Consider the following 19,894-nt stretch of genomic DNA (forward strand, 5'->3'; position numbering starts at 1 on the left):
CTCTAAACCTTCACGTGCAATAAGAGATGGGTTTGTTGTTACACCACAGATTACACCTAAGTCATTTGCCTTACGAATTTCTTCTGTATTGGCAGTATCCACAAATAATTTCATTTTAATTCCTCCTCGATTATTTTATTCTTTTATACTATTCTATTGATAGTGTCGTTACGTTGTCCGTACAAGTTCATTGTACTATTAATTTTATTTTTTTGCAACTCTTCTCATGCATTTATTTTGTTAAAATTAAAAAGAACCCAGGGGGTCCTTTTTAGTCTTAACTTAATTTAAAATATTTGACTGATTCATTAAGAGCTTCCATGGTCGTGGTTAAACGATTGGATAGACCTGATAAATCTGTCATGATACTCTTTTGTTCTTCACTTAGGGCATATACCTCTTGAGTAGCTTCTGTAGACTTTTCCGTTACCTGAGCAATCGTATCAATTTGCAAGAGTGTTTCTTCCTTCAGGTCTTCCATTTTTTGCATTTTATCATTAATCCCTTCAAGTTCCTTATCCATTACCTTAAGGGTTTGTACGATATTTAAGAAAATATGAGAGGTCTTATTAAATACTTCTTCTTGCTTTTTAAAAATGGTTGTTGATTTATGAACAAGTTCATTGGCATCTGTATTTTTTTCTTTGATTTGATGAAGAGCCTGTTGAACAGTTGTCGTTGAAGCCCTAGATTGTTCAGCCAAATTTCTTACCTCTTGTGCAACTATTACAAACCCCTGTCCTGCCTTACCTGCCCTTGCTGCCTCAATACTTGCATTAAGTGCTAATAAGTTGGTTTGTGTACTAATTGTATCAAGTAATCCCATCATTGCTCCTATTTCTTTATTTAACCCTTCAAGTTCTGTTATACTCTCTTCAATATGACTAAACATAGTAAGCGAAGAGCTCATGGTTTCTTTTAAGAGTGCTATACATTTCGTGGCTTCTTCGATAAATAATTTTATGCCTTGATTATTTTCATAAACCGCCTGACTCTTATATATAATTTCTTGAATGCCTTTTGCTAAGTCATTCATAGTTTCCCTACCCTTTTTAACATTTATATCTTGATAAATAGTTCCTTCAGCAATATCTCTTACTGATGAAGATAATTGCGCTACGGATTCAGCAGAGTACTCCGTAGATTGATTGAGCATTTTGCTATCTTCCAGGCTTTGCTCTGTTACCTTTGTGGTTTGTATTAATAACTCTCTTATATGCGTAATCATACAATTAAAACTCTTACATAACTCTGTTACTTCATTGTTTCCCCTAGGCTCAATTTGAACCATTAAATTGCCTTGTTCTGCTTCCTTGATATACTTCATTAGGTTGATAATAGGATCTGAAAACCTTTTAGCACTATTTACACCCACCGCTACAGCGATAATACCCGTTATAAATATAATACCTCCTATATAAACTGTTACTTGTGTAAGCTGCTTAGTTAAAGCGTGCTCTGGCACTCTAGCTATTAGGCGCCAACCATTTGAAAGGTTTGTATAAGTAATGAGATTTTTATTCCAAGTCACTGTTTCTAAAGGCTCTTGTAAGCAAATCACCTCCCACAAATCCTCTTCAATGGTTAAAGCTCCTTCCACAGTGCTATAGATGACTTGCTTACTAGTATCTACAATCATAAGACTGGAACCCTCTAGTAGCTTTGCATTATTGAATATAGGATTAAATCCTTGTAAGTGAATCGTAATGCCAAGTTTACCTACACCTTTACTTGATGGAGCAATCACATCCCTTAGTACATAAATTCCTTCTCTATCTTCTCCTAAACCCTTTTGCCAATACAATAGCCCCCCTAATTCTAACTTAGTTAAAGTAAGTAAACCTTCTCTATTTATACCTTCACCACCTGATAGAATTTCTCCCTTGTCTAAAACAAGGTGTGTGCTCTTAATATTTTCATTTAAATTAGCTAGAGTGACTATCGCTTGACTCATCTGCATATTAGCAGAAATTTTTTCTTTATTATCTGTTGAAAAGTAGTGTGCAAGTGCATTGCTTTGTATAAGGTCTTTTGCTACAAACTGATTCACACTGGTCTCAATATCACTAATAAAATTATTTGTATTTAAACCAATCTGTTCCACCATTTGTACGGTAAGTTTTTCACTAGTTGTTTTTAAAGCATTTTTAGAAATAGAGTAAGATACATAGGTTACACCCAATAGCGGTATAATAGCAAATAAAATGCAGGTTATAATTAACGAACTTTTAATCGACTTAACTTTTTTGCTGTTATTAGCTGAATGGACTTTCTTCATATTGACCCCCTCTATTTATCTTAGTACAGCTACTTGCTTTTCCTCTTAGATAGCACATCAAATGCTACTGCTACAAGTAAAACTAAACCTTTTACTGCTTTTTGATAGTTGGAGTCAATTCCCATAATAGACATACCATTATTAATAACTCCCATAAAAATAGCTCCTATTACAGCACCACTAATCGTTCCTGTTCCCCCATAGGCTGAAGCACCACCAATAAAGCAAGAACCAATTGCATCTAACTCATAGTTTGTTCCTGCTGTAGGTGCTGCTGAATTAAAACGTGCTACACACACAAGTGCAGCAACTGCACTTAAAAATGCCATATTTACATAGGCTTTAAACATAACCTTATTCGTATTAATACCAGAAAGCTTAGCTGCTTTTTCATTCCCCCCCAAGGCATAAAGATGACGTCCTGGTACAGTTCTTGAGGTGTAGTAAGTATAAATAAGTACAATAATTGCTAAAAGGATAAGAATAGCTGGTAACCCTTTATACTGTGCCAAAGAATATCCGACTGCTAAAATAGCTCCACAAATAATTATGGATTTAATAATAAACATACTGATATTTTCTAGCTCATAACCCTTTTTCGCCTTTTTCATACGTCCTGTAAATTGAATGGCAAAATAGAGTACACAAATTACAACGCAGATTACTATACAAGTAATATTTATACTCCCTCCAAAGAAGTCAGGTATATAGCTATTAAATATATTCAGAAATTCATCTGGGAAACCAGAAATAGTTAAACCATCTAAAACAATGAGTGCTACCCCTCGCCATAAAAGCATGCCTGCTAGGGTTACAATAAAAGCTGGAATACGTGCATAAGCAATCCAAAAGCCTTGCCAAACACCGATTGCAACACCTATAAGCAGGCAAATAGCAATAGCTAGAATAATATTCATTTTTAAATTTACAATAAGCGTTCCTGCTACTGCCCCTACAAGCGCTACAACAGAACCTACAGATAAATCAATATTCCCACCTGTCAAAATACACATGAGCATACCTACAGCAAGGATAACCACATATCCATTTTGTGCGATGAGGTTATTTATATTTTGAGACGTTAATAACGTTCCTCCTGTTTTATAAGTAAAAAATAAGGCAACAATACACAGTGCGATAATCATTGAGTTCTTTTTCATAAATTCTTTTAATTTAGCTATCACTTTGGCTTTGTCAAATTCATTTGCTTGGGATTCAATATTTATTTTTGCCATTCTGCATTCTCCTTTACTTGTGGTTACTTGAATTTAAAATTTGAGACATAATGACTTCTTGAGTAGCTTCTTCTTGATTCAGTTCACCTACTATACGTCCCTCATTCATGACATAAATACGGTCACACATACCTAAAATCTCTGGTAGTTCTGAGGAGATGAGAATAACTGATTTCCCAGCTGCTATAAAATCATTAATGATGCAATAAATCTCATACTTGGCTCCAACATCTATCCCTCTTGTTGGTTCATCTAGGATCATAATATCAGGGTCTGTAAACATCCATTTACTTAGTAAAACTTTTTGTTGGTTACCACCACTCAAATTTCCTACTTCTTGCTCCACCGAATTACACTTGGTCCTTAGTTTATTTACATAATCTTTAGCTACATTTATCTCTAAATCTTTATCAATATTTTTCCCCTTACTTACATTTTTCAAATTAGCTAATGTTGTATTGATCCTTATTGGATTACTCAGTATAAGTCCATTTCCCTTACGATCTTCTGTTATGTAAGCTAACTTTTTCTCTATAGCCTGTTCCACACTATTAAGTGTTACCTCTTCACCGTTAATCCTAAGAGCACCTGAAATATTGGAACCATAACTCTTACCAAATATACTCATAGCTAGTTCCGTTCGCCCTGCCCCCATAAGTCCTGCTATTCCTACTACCTCCCCTTTTCGTACATTCATAGAAACATTATCTACTACTTTACGCTCTGTATAAAAAGGATGATAAACAGTCCAATTTTTTACCTCTAGGCTTATTTCTCCAAAAGCATGTTTTTCTCTTTTAGCAAAACGATCTGTAAGTTCACGCCCCACCATTCCTTTAATAACACGTTCTTCACTAATATCATCCGTTAGTTTATCTAAAGTTTCAATCGTACTACCATCTCGCATAATAGTAATCTTATCTGCAACATAGGAAATCTCATTAAGTTTATGCGAAATAATAATAGAAGTTAAACCTTCCTTCTTGAACTGTAATAATAAATCCAATAATTTGCGTGAATCAGCTTCATTTAAAGAAGCAGTTGGTTCATCTAAAATGAGTAACTTAACATTTTTAGCTAAGGCTTTAGCAATCTCTACAAGTTGCTGTTTGCCTACACCTATATCTTTAATAAGTGTTTTAGAAGATTCTGTTAGACCAACCGTTTGAAGCAAGCTATCTGCTTTGTTATAGGTTTGATCCCAATCTATTGCCATTGTCTTTCCCTGTTCATTTCCAAGGAACATATTCTCACCAATAGTCATGTAGGGGACAAGTGCAAGCTCTTGATGAATAATAACGATGCCCTTCTCCTCACTATCCTTTATCTCTTTAAACTTACATACTTCATCTTGATAAATAATTTCTCCTTCATAGCTCTCGTAGGGATAAATGCCACTTAATACATTCATAAGCGTTGACTTACCCGCTCCATTTTCACCTACCAATGCATGGATTTCCCCTTCTTCAACAACAAGATTAACATTGTCTAAAGCTTTTACTCCGGGAAACTTTTTCGTGATATTTTGCATTTTAAGTAATACGTTTGCCAAGTTCACCCCTCCTAAAATAAGTTTGATAGAAGAAGGGGGCAATGTTTACCACATAGCCCTCCTCCAACTTATTTACCTTGTTTATTATGAATTATCTATTTTAACTGATCTTCTGTATAGTAGCCTGAATCAATTAATAATTCTTTGTAGTTATCTTTATCTGCAAATACTGGTTCGCAAAGGAAGGTAGGAACGATACCTTTACCATTGTCATAAGTCTTCGTATCATTAACAGGTACTTCTGCGCCTTTCATAATAGCATTTACCATCTCAACAACCTTTGCTGCTAAGGTACGTGTATCTTTAAAAATTGACATAGATTGCTTACCATTTAAAATGTTTTTCATTGCTGCAACGTCACAGTCTTGACCAGTTAAAACAGGGAATTTCTCACCTTTATAAGAACCTTGAAGTGCATTACTAATACCAATCGCACAAGAGTCATTTGATGAAAGAACAACGTCTAATTGTGTTCCATCTGAATAGTAAGCAGTAATAAGGTTTTCCATACGTTTTTGAGCTTCCTCTGTTGACCAGTTAAGGGTTGCTACTTCTTCAAATTTCTTTTGACCAGATACAACCTTTAATTTTCCTGATTCAATATAAGGATTTAAAACATCCATTGCTCCACCAAAGAAGAAACGTGCATTGTTATCATCTGGTGAACCAGTGAAAAGTTCAATATTAAATGGACCTGCTGCATTTTTAAGGTCAAGCGCATCTACAATGTAGTTACCTTGAATGGTTCCAACCATGTAGTTATCGAAGGTTGCATAGTAAGAAACTGCATCTGTATCCATAATAAGACGGTCATAAGCAATGACAGGGATATTCGCTTCTTTAGCTTTTGCAAGTACCGTACCTAATGAGCCACCATCAATAGATGCAATAACAAGTGCTTCACAACCATTCGTAATCATATTTTCGATTTGTGATACTTGGGTAGAAATATCATTATTAGCATACTGTAAATCTACTGTATAGCCTGCTTGTTCAAGTTGATTTTTCATATTACTGCCATCTTGGTTCCAACGTTGTAAGTCTTTAGTAGGCATTGCTACACCAATTTTATTGCTACCTGCTTTTTCTGTTTTTGCTTCTTGCTTAGCTGGTGCAGCTGGTTCACTACTTGCTGGGCTTGCTGGCTTACCACCACAACCTATTAACATAGTAGCTGTCAACATACTTGCTAATAACATACTTACTAATTTCTTTCTCATATTATTATCCCCCTTAGAATGAATAGATACTTTGTACATATTTACTGTAACATACCTGTAATAGTACTTTGTTTTTGACATTCTCTATATTTTTGCCTCTCTATCCTTTATTTAAAATGCTAGTAGTATTTTTTTGCACATACAAATAAAAGCCTAGACAAAATTGTCTAGGCCCTTACCTTACTCTACTTTATGGGAATATTAAGATAAACATCTTCTTGTGAGTGAAATCCTCCATCAATGATAACTTCTTGCATATTTTCTTTTGTCACTGCTATAGGTTCTAACTTTTCATAGGGCACAACAAAACTACCATCAAATATTGTATCTAGTATTTCTACATTTTCTCCCTTTGCAAATTTTACAGCATATTCTGCTGCCCTTTTAGCTAGTTCATCTACCTGTTTATAAACTGTCATACTTTGCGTTCCCTCCACAATACGTTGACAGGCTTCTACATCTGCATCTTGCCCGACTACACTTACCTTTCCTGCTAAGCGTCTTTCTGCTAGTGCTTTTATGGCTTGCCCTGCTACAGCGTCATTTCCTCCCATAATCCCATCTATTTTATAAGATAATTGAAGATATTTATTTGTAATGGCAAATGCCCTTTCTGGAATCCATTGTTCAACATAATGTTTATCAATTATATTTAAGTTACTTTTGGTGATAACACTTTCAAATCCTTCTTCCATTAGCAAAACATTATGGTCTGTTAAAGGGCCACAAATCATAAGGACATTACCATTTTCAGGTACTGTTTGTACTAGATTTTGAGCCATTAATTCTCCTACCTTCTTATTATCAAAAGATATGTATAAATCTACATTTGCATCTTTAATTAATCGATCATAAGCAATAACTTTTATACCTTTACTTTTTGCTTTTTTTATTACATCTGTTAGTGCCCTAGAATCTACTGGAATAACTGTAATCACCTGTACTTTTTTATCAATAAGATATTCAATTTGTGCTATTTGCTCGTCTATATCTCCATTAGCATTTTGTACATTTACCTCAGCACCTAATTCTTGAACCTTTGAAATAAATATGTCTCTTTCTCTTTGCCATCTCTCAATAACAAATGAATCTACAGATAATCCTATAACTAATTTTTCCTCTCTTACCTTTTCTTCTTCTGTGTGGTAAGAATTCATCGAACCACACCCTCCTAATGTACAGATACATATGCCTATCAAAAACCAGATTCCATGTTTTCTCTTCATTAACACTTAACCTCCTTGAATTCTGTAGGTGTTAATCCTACAATCTTCTTAAAGATACGGCTAAAATAATTGGGGTCACTGTATCCTACTTCAATTCCTACCTCCTTGATACTTATACCACGATCTAGTAACCTTTTTGCATTTTCAATTCTTATATCTGTCACATATTCAATAAAGTTTTCTCCTGTTACTTCTTTAAAAAGCTTACTAAAATAATAAGGACTAATATCTACTTCCCTTGACACTTCATCTAAAGAAATATCCTTTGCATAATGTTTTTGGATATACGCCTTAGCCTTCTCTATACAGAGCGTTGATTGATCTTTCTTTTTCGTATTCACCTCGGTACAGATTTCTGATATTTTTTGCAAAAACCATTTTTTTAGTAGCTCATAACTATCTATTTCTGTCATATCACTTAAATAATTCTTTCTATTCCTAAAATCATAGACCATCCCTTGGCTGGAAAAAACCTTTTGTTCACTATGTAATACAATTTCTAATATTTTAAGCTTAATCTCTGCCTCGCAAGAAGGATAGTTCCTTATGAGTTGCTCAAAATAGTGCTCTGTCTCTGTCCTTGCTGCTGCAAATCGACCTCGACAAATGGTATTTAATAAGGTTTGTTCCAGTTCTACTGGATACTCTTCTATATAAATACTATTAGAGGGTAAGTCATTAAAGTGAGCCACCTTCCCTTTTGAGTTTTTCATAGCTGTTACAGCTTCCCTATAGGATTCGACTAATCTTTCTAAATCCTTCACTTTTCCAATACCTATTCTAAACTCAACTTCTATCTTCTGTCTAAGTCTAACTAGCATTTCTCGAGCCTTTTCAATAATATTTATACGATCACTGTATTCTAACTGAGACTTTCCAAAAGGAACAAAAATAACAGTTTTATTGGTCATATTTGCCCCTATCACACAATCGAAGTACTGTTTGATTATCTCCCTTAAAGTATAAGAAAAACTTTGAGCTTTTACACTTGCTCCTACTACATTTGTCAAATTTCCTTTCTCTATGACATCACCATATTCCAGTACCATAACATAGCCATACTCCTCTTTAATCCCTAACAATTCATGGTATTGTAAACGATCTTCTGGACATTCTTCTTGGAAAAGTATAGCATAAATCAGTCCGCTCTCTATAATAGGTACTACAATCTCTAATTTTTCTTTTACCATTAAATCATGATTTCTCTGCTCTCTCTGCTTATTTATAAGATGTATCGCCTTTTCAATAATCTCCACAATTACCTTTTGATTAACAGGCTTATTAAGGTATTCTAATACTCCTAAATGAATAGCCTCTTTGGCATATTCAAATTTATCATAGGCAGATAAAACAATAAAAAGAGTAGAAGGACTTACCTTCTTAATTTCTTTTATAGCTTCTATTCCATTAATACCTGGCATTTGGATATCCATAAAAGCAATGTCGGGCCTAAATCTCTCTGCTAATTCAATAACATGACGTCCTGTTTTAGCAAATTCTATCACACACTCATCTTTAAAATGCTTTTCTATAATAAATTTAAGAGAATTAATGACTATTCCTTCATCGTCTGCCAACATAATTCTATACATTTTTACCTCCCCTTATGCAAGATACTTATCACACTTATGCACGTATCTAAAATGATTTTTTAACAGGCTACTGCTTTGTTCACCTTAGGAATATGGATAATGACTTGTGTCCCCTTGTTATGCCCTTCACTTATTATTTCAAATACGTCCTCTATGCCATAATAGAGCCTTAAGCGTGTGATTACATTATCTAATCCTATGCCATTAGAATTCTTAGCCTTCTCACTTCCTCCTCCTTTGCCTTGTAGAATCTCTTGAATTTTACTTTCACTAATCCCCACTCCATTATCACTGATACTAATATTAATAAATGAATCTTCCTCATATACCTTAAGTTCAATACGTCCCTCCCATTCTATATCTCTAATACCATAATTAACTGCATTCTCTACAATAGGTTGCAAAATCATACTGGGTACTCTTACCTTGATTAATGTATCCTCTACTTCTTTTTTATAATTAATTTCCCCTACAAATCGTACATTCAAGATGTGAATGTAATTATCTACTAGCTTAAGCTCTTCCTCTAAAGTTGCATCTTCGTTAATTTTTTTGATATTATATCTAAAAAAATCTGCCATATTTTCGATAAATACACAAGTTGTATCTGCTCCCTCCATCATAGCGAGCTGTGCCCCTGCATTTAGAGTATTAAAGAGAAAATGAGGATTAATCTGAGCTTGTAAATATTTAAGTTGAGCATCCTTTAGATGACTTGCTATAATCAATTCCTTTTCTTTCATGGCATTTTCTATTTCTAAATTCATTTTAATTCTCTGGATATATTCTTGTATACTAATAATCATATGATTAAAAGCTCTTGATACAATGCCTACTTCATCTAGTGCATAATTTTTGATTAAACTTACATCAAAATGACCTTTTGCAATTTCGTTTGCAGCTTCAGCTAACTCTGTTAAAGGATTAGTAATGCTATAGGTCAAAAAATAAATCAAAACAATACTAGCTATGATAACTACTATAATAATAATCGTTACTATGGTTTCTAAATACTGTAGAGAACTTAGTAGAACTTGATAATTATGTGAATTATATTTAAACTGCCCATTATTTAAGCTATAAATATATGTATTAATATGTGTAAATAGTTCTGATGCTTCCTCGTAATATTTTTTATATTTTTCAACATTACGACTTCTTTTAGCCTGCATCGTTTCGTTAGTAATTCTTAGATAATTTTCTGACATGCTTTTTATATTTTTTTCCATAAGCAATCTGTCATCATCTGTAATCTCATTATTTAAATTTCCCATCTGCTTACTATAGTTTTGTTCCCATGCATAATATTCTTGGAGAGCTGCTGAGTTTTTGGTATTCAAATAATCTGTCATACTATTTTGAACAGCTGCTAAACTTTCTATTAATTGATTAAGATTTACATTACTCATATAGACCTTATCTATTTTTCTTGTGATTGCATTAATATTGCTATACATAAAAAAATTAATGATTAAAACGATTAAAAAAGTAAACATAAAAACTGTAATAAGTTTCGTTCTAATTTTTAAGGAATACCATTTGCTTTTTATTAAACTAATCGCTCTATTCATCTTGCTTCCTCCTTCCCAACTTACTTAGGGTGTAGTACCTACTTCATTCATTTTCTGTAAGTAGATATCTAGCTCTTTCATGGTAATCATCTCCATATCCGCTGTTAAATAACTACTTACATGCCCACTAGTCTTGTATTCTTCTAGCGCCCATATGCACAAACTTCCCATTTCTTTTGAATCAATTGCAACTGTTGAATGAACAATTTGCTTTTGGATAGCTGCTAATATATCTTGTGAGTCATAGTATCCCAAAATATCAATCTCTCCTACCTTGTTGTGATCTACAACCGCTTGATAAGCACATTTGGTATCAATATCATTTAAACAAATCATAATGGAAGGTAGATGCTTAACATCCATAATAATATCCCGTATACTTTCTTCTGAACTAAAACGATTATCATTTCGTATACTTACTGCTTGGAGCTCTACAGTATCACTTTCTTTCAGGCCTTCATAAATAGTTTCTTTAATACTTGAGTAAACTATATTTTGATTGGTATCTGAACTACCTGAATCCATCAAAACTAATACGCGTTCGGGTTCTCCTTTATACAAAGCTAAAACTTGCTCACCATAAAGCTTACCTAAATTATAATTATTAACGCCTATAAAACACTGTCTCTTACTTTTAGGGTTGTCCTTTAATACCGTGATAACCATAATCCCTTTTTCTACTGCTTTATTAATAAGGTTTGTTGTCTCTTCACTTTCATCACCTTCTAAAATAATGCCATCCACATTGCAATTAGTGGCTATTTTAAGAAGCTCTTTCGTATCATAAGGTGTAGATAAGTTTTTTCCCATATATTCTACATAAGCATTGTAAGCTTTGGCTTCTGTCCTAGCCTCTTGATAAACGGCTTCCCAAAAAGGAGACTTAGTGTCACTTGTAATCATTACATAATGTTTCTTATAAGTTTCATAATCCACTTCTTTAGATAGCCCTATCGTAAAAAATTTTTGTCTAAAGTAAAAAAAACTAAACATCGTAATGATAAAAATACTCACTATGCTTATATATAAAATAATGGGTAGTGCCCTTTTATTACCCTGCCCCACCTTATTCACCTTCTTCCTCTCCTTTTGTCCGTTATTCTCTTGTTTTATTGGCTTTATGTAAGTTATCTTTTCATGCAACTCTAAATTAAATATTTTTAATTTTATAAAATTATACCATCTTTTTTGTATTAAATACACAAAAAAATAAGAATACCACTCATTCCTATGTTACTTCTAACACTTTAGTAGGAATAAATAATATTCTCTTTATTTAAGTTACTCTAAACTATAAACGTCTATCTATGTTGCTCAATATAAAATTGAAACTGATCCGAGCGATAAATCGCTTCAAAATATTCAATAATAGCTTCTTTACCTTGCATCTGCGCATAGACTTGCCCTTTAAAAAGCATAACTGGAGCACCTTCTTTAATCTTAAGCTGCAGAGCAATTTCTTCACTTGCCAAAATAGCCTCTACTGTCCGAATAGCTCTTTTTATAACAGCTCCATAATCCTTTTCTAAAACCTTATAAAGAGATTCCTGGCTAAAATCAATCTTTTCAATGCCCTTAAAAAATTGATAGGGAATGTAACTTTTATTCTTATTAATAGGAATATCATCTCCGTAAATAACACGTTCCATATAAAAAACTTCTTCATCTTGACTGATTCCTAACATCTTAGCTACCTTTTTTGAAGGCTTTTCTATCTCTGCTCTTAGCACATAAGGTTTAGGTTCAAGTCCATAACGCCTAATATCTTCACTACAGCCTGATAATTTAATAAGTCCTTGTTCAAAACCTCTGCCTTTTACAAAAGTCCCTTTTCCTTGTTTCTTATATAAATAACCCTCATTAACTAACTCATCTATTGCCTTCCTTACGGTAGTACGACTTAAATTATAAGTTTGCATTAGTTTAGGCTCAGAAGGAATGCACTCATCTACGCCAATTTCTTCATTTTCAATCATATCAATGATGATATTTTTAAGCTGATAATATCTGGGGGTAAAATTATTTTTCATTTCTATCATTATCTTAGCTACTCCCTTTTTAAACTTTACTATGTAAGTCTATTATACCCTATTCTTGCCGAAAGTCTATTTTAATACTTTATAAATTATACCTATCTAAAACTTTAAAGGAGCAAGCCAATGGCTTGCCCCTTTAAAGTTTCTTTACAAATTCTGATTTTAATTTCATAGCTCCAATGCCATCAATTCTACAGTCAATGTCATGATCGCCCTCTACTAAACGTATATTTTTTACTTTAGTCCCCATTTTAATAACTAAAGAACTTCCCTTTACTTTAAGGTCTTTAATGACTGTTATGCTATCTCCATCTTGCAAAATATTACCATTAGCATCTTTAATGACTTTCTGCTCCTCAGAAGCGTCTGTTTTACTTTGAACTGTCCATTCATGGGCACATTCTGGGCAAATCAAAAGGCTCCCCTCTTCGTAAGTATAAGGTGAGTTGCATTTTGGGCAGTTAGGTAAATCGTACATACTATCATTTTCTCCATTCCTATTCATTCTAGTTCTATTCACTTATATTAGCATACTCCTTCACTCCTGACAAACTGTAGCATTTTTTCGTTTCTTCTCTAAGGTATCTTATCAATAAATGTTTTCCAAAAAGTAAAGCTATGATTCCTCTTATCTGAAATCATAGCTTCACTCTACTACTTAACTATTTTATTTCTATTCCCTTCATACGCCTTTTCATATACTTTTATAATTTGTTCTTTAGTCGGTTTTATAAAGGCATCTTTCATACAAGTATCTTTAATAGCTTGTTCTGCTAATATTTCAAAATCCTTGGGCTCTACTTTTTCTAAAGCTCTAAGGTGTGGCACAATTCCAATTTGTTCTAAAAGCTTTCTTATAGCCACAATGCTTTGTCTCACTATTTGTCTATAGCCTAAACAATATCCCTGTGGCATCTTAAAAGCTTTTAAGAGGACTTCAAAGCGTGGTTGCACCTCACTATAATCTCCCATAAATTCTAGAACATAAGGCAGTAGAATGGCATTACATATGCCATGGGGTAAATTATAGTATCCTCCTAATGCATGAGCCATGCTATGTATCATCCCTAGACCCGCATTAGAGAAGGCCATCCCTGCCACATTTTGTGCATAAGCCATCATACGCCTAGCTTGTTCATCTCTGCCATTTAGTACTGCTTGTGGTAAATACGCATAGATAACCTCCATTGCCCATATAGCATCCTTATCAGTTAAAGGAGTGGCTCGTATAGAAAATAAAGCTTCTATCGCATGGGTTAAAGCATCCATTCCTGTAGCTGCTGTTAGCTCAGGCGGCATAGATAGCATCAAATTTACATCATTAATAGCAATAGCTACCATACAGTTACTATCAATCATAGCCATTTTAGAATGACGTACAGAATCTGTCACAATATAAAAAGCTGTAACTTCTGAACCTGTGCCGGCTGTTGTATTAACAGCCACAATGGGAATACCTGGCCGTCTAGATTTATTTACACCTTCATACTCCTCTATTCTTCCCCCATTAGCTACTACAACACTTACTGCTTTAGCAGTGTCAATTGCTGATCCTCCACCTACTGCTACAATACAATCCACTTGCAAGGTCCGAGCTACTTTAATACAATTATTTACTACTTCTACTGTTGGATTAGACTTTACCTCATAGAAAATCGCATACTCTACTTCTGCTTCTAGCAAAGTGGCACCCACTTGGCTTGCAGTACCATTTTCATATAAAAAGGTATCTGTCACAATAAGTGCACGGTGCACTTCCATTTTTTTTAGCTCCTCTGGTAAAAGCTTTAAGGCTCCTTTTCCAAATAGACTTAATTTTACTGCACTTATACGTTCTCCATCCATTACTTCCCTCCTCATCTCACAGCATGACATGCAACTTGAATAGGATCCCACATGGTATTTGTTGAAGAAGAATAGATAAAGTTCACTTGTGCAAGTGCTTCAGTAGTCATGCCTGCTGCTATGGCTACTGCCAGTGCATTGATACGAGCACACACATTTTTTTTGCCCCACGCCTGGGCCCCTAAAATTTTATGTGTTTGTGCTTCATAAATAAGCTTAATGGCTATCTGATTGGGATTAGGACAGATGCTAGGCCTATCATTCGCCACTTTCATAACGGTCTGAATAGCTAATCCCTTTTGTATGGCTTGCTCCTCTGACATACCTGTACGTGCCATTTCCATCTGAGCAATGTGTAAGGAAAGTGTTTCCTCTGGATTTTCTATAGGTGCTGTACAACCTCCTATTGCATAAATATCTGAAATAGAAGTCTTTAACTCTTTATCAATAATAATAGCTCCTTGCTCATCATGGGCTATAGGTGTGTGTTGCAATAAAAAAGTATTGGGACGCGTTATATTTGTAGGTATCACAAGATCACAAGGATAAGTTCCTTTATCCGTTTGTACATTCTCAACGAAGGTGCCTCCCGTAAAACCTGTTACCCTTGCCCCAAGGATGACCTCCATGCCTTGTGCCTTTAATTCTTTCATAATATGACTAGCCACTTCTGTATCAAATGAGGGTAAAAGCCTTGTAGACTCCTCAATAAGACGCACATTTCTTCCTAACTTTAGAAAAGCCTTTGCTATCTCTAGCCCTGCAAAATCACCACCTAAAATAGCAATATCGCTCACATAAGGTGTTTTAGTAAATTCCTTTAGAAAGATTAAATCTTCTACGGAATTAAGTACATGTACACCCATTTTATCAGCACCAGGAACATGTGGGATAAGACTTGTAGAACCTGTTGCGATAATTAACTTATCATACGTATCTATAAAGCTTTCATTAGTCCTCAAATTTTTAATTGTTACCCTTTTAACAGCTACATCTAATCCTATTACCTCATGACAGTAATTTATCTGTATATTTTCTTTTTCAAGCTCTTCTCTTTTATGGGCGATTATTTCCCCAATACTGCTTTCTTTTTTCCCAAGATAATAAGGAAGACCATAGGTACCACATGCCATAAATCTACCTTTCTCGTAGGCAGTTATTTGCACATCACTTTCAGTATCAACTAATTTATGGATAACAGAATTACCTGCTATAACGCTCCCTATAATAATTATTTTCATCTTATTATGCCTCACCTTCTCCTTTTATTTGCCCTCCACAGGTGGTGCATCTACAATACCTACTATAAATGCATCAATGGGTGCCTGCCTATCGATTGCATATTGTGTTGTAGTATCTGTTGTTACAAGTACCATTTCCCCTATACCTGCCCCAATACTATCACCTGCTACAATAAGCTGATTTATATTGCCATAAACAGGCTCTATAAGCAAAAGCTTATAGCCTACTAGGTTGGGCATCTTCCGAGTCGATACGACTGTGCTTTTTACTGTTCCCAGAATCATCTTTAAGCCTCCTTCTTATCTAGTACTGTAACATACTGACCTTGTGATAGCCGGAAGGCATTCCCATCATCTGTATCGATATGAAAGTCTAGCCAATAGTCTGCTCCTATACGAACGGTTACATTATCCATGATACCTGCCTTAGCTCCCTCTACTTTTACACATACCTTGTCACCAGCACTTACGTTAAAATAAGTAGCTTGCACTGGAGACATATGAATGTGCCTATCTGCAATAATAACACCTTCACTTAGTAGACATTCTCCCTGTGGTCCCCTTAGGATAACCCCAGGTGTATGGGCTATGTCTCCCGATGTCCGAACAGGAGGAGAAATCCCTAGTTGCCTTGCATCAGAAAAAGCAACTTCTATTTGTGTCTTATGTCTTGCCGGTCCTAAAACCCTTACCTTTTCAATACTTCCTTTAGGGCCAATAAGCTTTAAGGTTTCTTTACAGGCAAACTGACCTGGCTGGCTAAGTCCCTTCTTAAAAGTCAATTCGTAGCCTTCTCCAAATAATTTATCTATTTCTTGCCGTGATAAATGAATATGGCGTACAGAGATACCCGTTGGTACTAATTTCTTATTCTCAGCAAATAGTTTCGTTATTTGCATTTCTCGCTCTACCCTATCTCTAATAATCCCTACTATCTGCTCCTCTGTTACATTATAATACACCATGGTCTTTCCCTACTCTTTTGATAAAAGATTAACGCAACTTAGGCATAACAGTTGACACACTTGTATGAGGACGTGGAATCACATGTACAGATACACACTCTCCAACGCGTGAAGCTGCCGTTACTCCTGCCTCTGTGGCTGCCTTCACTGCCCCTACATCACCTTGTACCATCACTGTTACAAGTCCTGCACCAATCTTTTCACTTCCTATTAAAGAAACATCTGCTGCTTTAAGCATTGCATCTGCAGCTTCAATACTGGCTATAAGACCATAGGTTTCAATCATTCCTACTGCTTGCAATTTAACAACCTCTGTTTTAGTTACTTCTGCCATTTTCATCAACTTCCTTCCTTATTTATAGTAATCCTATTATTTCGTAGCTGGGCCTGGCTTAGGTAAAATATGTATAATATCTGCATGTGGACGTGGGATAACATGTACACCTACTAATTCTCCTACACGAGAGGCTGCTTCAGCCCCTGCTTCTGTTGCTGCTTTCACTGCTCCAACTTCCCCTGTTACAACTACTGTTACAAGTCCTGCACCAATTGTGTCTGAACCTATAAGCTCTACATCTGCTGCTTTTAGCATTGCATCTGTAGCCTCTATATTTCCTACAAGACCTTTTGTTTCAATCAACCCTATTGCTCTCATACTCTTATCCTCCTCATACTCTTATTTACTTTAAACTTAGTACTATAGGTACCAATACCTCTACCTTTGACATTACTTAAACAATCCTTAAGCCTCCCTCTGCAAGCATGCAACGTCTGCGCCTTGTAAAACTCCTTGCACACGTTATCCCTTCACCCGTTGGACCTGCAATAGTCATTGTAGTATGTCCTTCTCCCCCAATACCTACTCCAGCCATGGTAGCACTATTCTTTACATAAATAGTTGTTTCAATAGCACGTGCAAATTGTGTCATGTGATTTACGTCCTTTGAAAAAATTGAAGCAGTATGTCTGTTACCTTGTTCAGCTAAAACAGCTTTTTGCATAGCCTCTTCAAAATTTTCACACCTTACAATAGGCAAAATAGGCATGAGTTGCTCTACCATAACAAAAGGATGATTGGCTGGCACTTCACAAATGATTAGCCGACACTCTTTTGGTGCATAAATGCCTATACTTTCTAAAATACACGTAGCATCTTTGCCTACCCAGTCTTTATTAACATCATAATTACCGTCTGTCTTAAGCACAAATACTTTTTCTAATAAAGTATGAATTTGATGGTTCTCTATAAGGTATGCCCCTTGCTTTTTCATATTGTAGATAAACCCCTGCAAATGAGAGGACACCACAAAAACCTCCTTTTCTGCAAAACATAAGATGTTATTATCAAAAGAAGCTCCCTTATAAATTTGACTTGCAGCTAACTCTATATCTGCTGTTTCATCTACAATAACAGGGGGATTACCAGCTCCTGCTCCAATGGTCTTTTTACCGCTATGTAAGAGCTTATTAACCATTCCCATACCACCTGTACCTACCATTAATCTAATTTGGGGACTAGCTGCAAGCTTATCTACATTTTCCAAGCTAGGTTCTCTTGTCATCGTAATCAGGTTTTCAGGTCCGCCCGCTTCTAGGATAGCTTTATTTAAGGTTTGCAAACAAAGTGTACATACTTTCTTTGCCCTTGGATGCACATTAAAGACAACTGCATTACCACCTGCAATCATACTAATGGTATTATTAATAATCGTTTCTGTTGGATTGGTTGTAGGGGTAATCGCTGCTATCACTCCAAAAGGTGCATACTCCTCTAGCATCAATCCTGAATCTCCCGTCATAGCTTCTGTTATCAAGCATTCTGGTCCTGGCGTACTATTGATAACTGCTAAATGCTTTTCTAGTTTATCTTCATAGCGTCCCATTTGAGTTTCCTCTATAATAAGATGACACCATGTTTCAATATTTTGACGAGCTATACGCCTAATATTTTCAATGACTCTTTGGCGTTCATATATTTTGTAATGAGTTACCCAATCAATTTGAGCTTTATAAGCTGCTTCAATAGCCAGCTCTACATCCTCAAATACACCCCATTCCCCTTTTATATTTCTTTTTGGGGGTGATTCTGTTGCTGTATAAGATGTAATAGTTGAAAATTCATTTGCACTTGTCTCTTTACTTAAACCTGCAACTACACTTTTTACAATTCTCTCTATTTCCTGCGTGCTGATGTCCATCCATCCTTCCTCCTGTCCTATCAGCTATTAAATTGTGCCATGGTACGGTGAACAACTTCTTCCATGACGGCTGTTCTTATTTTATCATTCACATTCTCTTGTTTTTGCTCTTCTATATGGGGCATCCTTCTTTCTCCTACTTTAGGAGCTTCTATGGCTTTAGAAACTGACACTGCACTAGAGCTTTCTTCTTTCATACCACTCTTAGGAGAAACAATAGCAGTCACCCCTTTTAATTCTCCATGATAAGTTGGAGCTATTCTTTCCTTTTGTATAGGCACTGTATAATCTTCTCTTGTAGCATCTTGCATTGTTCTGTCTAAACATTTATTTGTAGTCTCCATGACAGTTACATAATATTCCGCTGCCTGTAAAGACTGATAGGCTTCCACGATATTTTCACCCCATACCATGCAACCATCATTTTGTAAAATAACCCCCTTTTGGTACTTGCTTTGCATACTTATATCTTGTCCATTATAATTCCCTTGAAGAAGTTCCATTGCTCCAAGCTTTTTAATAGCAGGTGAGAATACTGCTTGTTTAATAGAAAGTCCCTTTATTCCCCATGCATTTATCTTAGGTGGATAGCTATGGATAATACCTCTTAAACTTGGATTTTCCTTATAAATTTCTAGGTGCCATTCCCAATCTTCTGGGAGTGTTTTTGAAGATACAGTATACATTTGTTTACCATCTATACCTATACGAACAATCATATCCTGTGTAAGAGCTCCTTTATCAGCTCCTAATAGGGTTATCCAAACAGCATTGGGACCTACACGCATGCTCATACTCCCATCTCCCCCAATGACATACCCTTTTTCTTCCATACGCTTACCCACTTCGATTATTTTCTTTTTAGCCTCAAAATCAGATGGATAAGTAACACCTTTAATCGTTATCATATTTTTCACCTCTTCCTTTTGGAAGCC

Annotated in this window: 19 protein-coding genes; all 19 read right to left on the minus strand. The window is 35.2% G+C overall.

Annotation, left to right across the window (positions count from 1 at the left end; genetic code table 11):
• On the minus strand, window positions 1–114 hold a 114-nt coding region (locus CS063_RS18175), incomplete at its 3' end, for a transaldolase family protein (protein ID WP_308415549.1).
• Between the two features lie 163 nt (window positions 115–277).
• Entirely contained in the window at window positions 278–2,278 is a 2,001-nt protein-coding gene (locus tag CS063_RS15815; RefSeq protein WP_099450664.1) for a methyl-accepting chemotaxis protein, read from the minus strand.
• 29 nt (window positions 2,279–2,307) lie between these two features.
• Window positions 2,308–3,513 (minus strand): multiple monosaccharide ABC transporter permease, encoded by a 1,206-nt coding sequence (mmsB, locus tag CS063_RS15820; protein WP_099450665.1) that lies wholly within the window; start codon window positions 3,511–3,513, stop codon window positions 2,308–2,310.
• A gap of 13 nt (window positions 3,514–3,526) precedes the next feature.
• On the minus strand, window positions 3,527–5,065 hold the full coding sequence (mmsA, locus tag CS063_RS15825) for a multiple monosaccharide ABC transporter ATP-binding protein (protein WP_099450666.1): 1,539 nt from the start codon (window positions 5,063–5,065) through the stop codon (window positions 3,527–3,529).
• 95 nt (window positions 5,066–5,160) lie between these two features.
• Window positions 5,161–6,285, minus strand: coding sequence for a multiple monosaccharide ABC transporter substrate-binding protein (chvE, locus tag CS063_RS15830; RefSeq protein WP_099450667.1), 1,125 nt, complete (start codon window positions 6,283–6,285; stop codon window positions 5,161–5,163).
• Window positions 6,286–6,470: 185 nt separating this feature from the next.
• Window positions 6,471–7,511 (minus strand): sugar ABC transporter substrate-binding protein, encoded by a 1,041-nt coding sequence (locus CS063_RS15835; protein WP_099450668.1) that lies wholly within the window; start codon window positions 7,509–7,511, stop codon window positions 6,471–6,473.
• Complete coding sequence (locus CS063_RS15840; protein WP_099450669.1) at window positions 7,511–9,103, minus strand: response regulator; 1,593 nt, start codon at window positions 9,101–9,103, stop codon at window positions 7,511–7,513. Before CS063_RS15840 ends, CS063_RS15835 begins: the two co-directional genes overlap by 1 nt.
• A 59-nt stretch (window positions 9,104–9,162) precedes the next feature.
• Window positions 9,163–10,674 carry a sensor histidine kinase gene (locus CS063_RS15845; RefSeq protein WP_099450670.1) on the minus strand — a complete coding sequence of 504 codons (1,512 nt, stop codon included), beginning with the start codon at window positions 10,672–10,674 and terminating at the stop codon, window positions 9,163–9,165.
• 24 nt (window positions 10,675–10,698) lie between these two features.
• Window positions 10,699–11,748 carry a substrate-binding domain-containing protein gene (locus CS063_RS15850; protein ID WP_099450671.1) on the minus strand — a complete coding sequence of 350 codons (1,050 nt, stop codon included), beginning with the start codon at window positions 11,746–11,748 and terminating at the stop codon, window positions 10,699–10,701.
• Between the two features lie 227 nt (window positions 11,749–11,975).
• The gene (locus CS063_RS15855) at window positions 11,976–12,713 is read right to left on the minus strand and encodes a GntR family transcriptional regulator (RefSeq protein ID WP_099450672.1); all 738 of its coding nucleotides are present in this window, start codon (window positions 12,711–12,713) and stop codon (window positions 11,976–11,978) included.
• A gap of 133 nt (window positions 12,714–12,846) precedes the next feature.
• Complete coding sequence (locus CS063_RS15860) at window positions 12,847–13,230, minus strand: zinc ribbon domain-containing protein YjdM (RefSeq protein WP_330401030.1); 384 nt, start codon at window positions 13,228–13,230, stop codon at window positions 12,847–12,849.
• Between the two features lie 134 nt (window positions 13,231–13,364).
• Window positions 13,365–14,555: an iron-containing alcohol dehydrogenase gene (locus CS063_RS15865; protein ID WP_099450673.1), complete on the minus strand. Its 1,191-nt coding sequence runs from the start codon at window positions 14,553–14,555 to the stop codon at window positions 13,365–13,367.
• 11 nt (window positions 14,556–14,566) lie between these two features.
• On the minus strand, window positions 14,567–15,796 hold the full coding sequence (locus tag CS063_RS15870; RefSeq protein WP_099450674.1) for an FAD-dependent oxidoreductase: 1,230 nt from the start codon (window positions 15,794–15,796) through the stop codon (window positions 14,567–14,569).
• A 24-nt stretch (window positions 15,797–15,820) separates the two neighbouring features.
• Complete coding sequence (locus tag CS063_RS15875; protein ID WP_099450675.1) at window positions 15,821–16,081, minus strand: EutN/CcmL family microcompartment protein; 261 nt, start codon at window positions 16,079–16,081, stop codon at window positions 15,821–15,823.
• Window positions 16,082–16,083: 2 nt separating this feature from the next.
• Window positions 16,084–16,761, minus strand: a complete 678-nt coding sequence (gene pduL / locus CS063_RS15880; RefSeq protein ID WP_099450676.1) for a phosphate propanoyltransferase — start codon at window positions 16,759–16,761, stop codon at window positions 16,084–16,086.
• A 28-nt stretch (window positions 16,762–16,789) separates the two neighbouring features.
• The gene (locus CS063_RS15885) at window positions 16,790–17,095 is read right to left on the minus strand and encodes a BMC domain-containing protein (RefSeq protein ID WP_099450690.1); all 306 of its coding nucleotides are present in this window, start codon (window positions 17,093–17,095) and stop codon (window positions 16,790–16,792) included.
• Between the two features lie 36 nt (window positions 17,096–17,131).
• Window positions 17,132–17,416, minus strand: coding sequence for a BMC domain-containing protein (locus CS063_RS15890; protein WP_099450677.1), 285 nt, complete (start codon window positions 17,414–17,416; stop codon window positions 17,132–17,134).
• 76 nt (window positions 17,417–17,492) lie between these two features.
• Window positions 17,493–18,959, minus strand: a complete 1,467-nt coding sequence (locus CS063_RS15895; RefSeq protein WP_099450678.1) for an aldehyde dehydrogenase family protein — start codon at window positions 18,957–18,959, stop codon at window positions 17,493–17,495.
• 20 nt (window positions 18,960–18,979) lie between these two features.
• A complete protein-coding gene (locus tag CS063_RS15900) occupies window positions 18,980–19,867 on the minus strand; it encodes a class II aldolase/adducin family protein (RefSeq protein WP_099450679.1) in 888 nt (295 codons plus the stop codon).
• Window positions 19,868–19,894 lie beyond the last annotated feature (27 nt).

Source organism: Sporanaerobium hydrogeniformans (genome assembly GCF_002735925.1).
Taxonomy (GTDB): Bacteria; Bacillota; Clostridia; order Lachnospirales; family Cellulosilyticaceae; genus Sporanaerobium; species Sporanaerobium hydrogeniformans.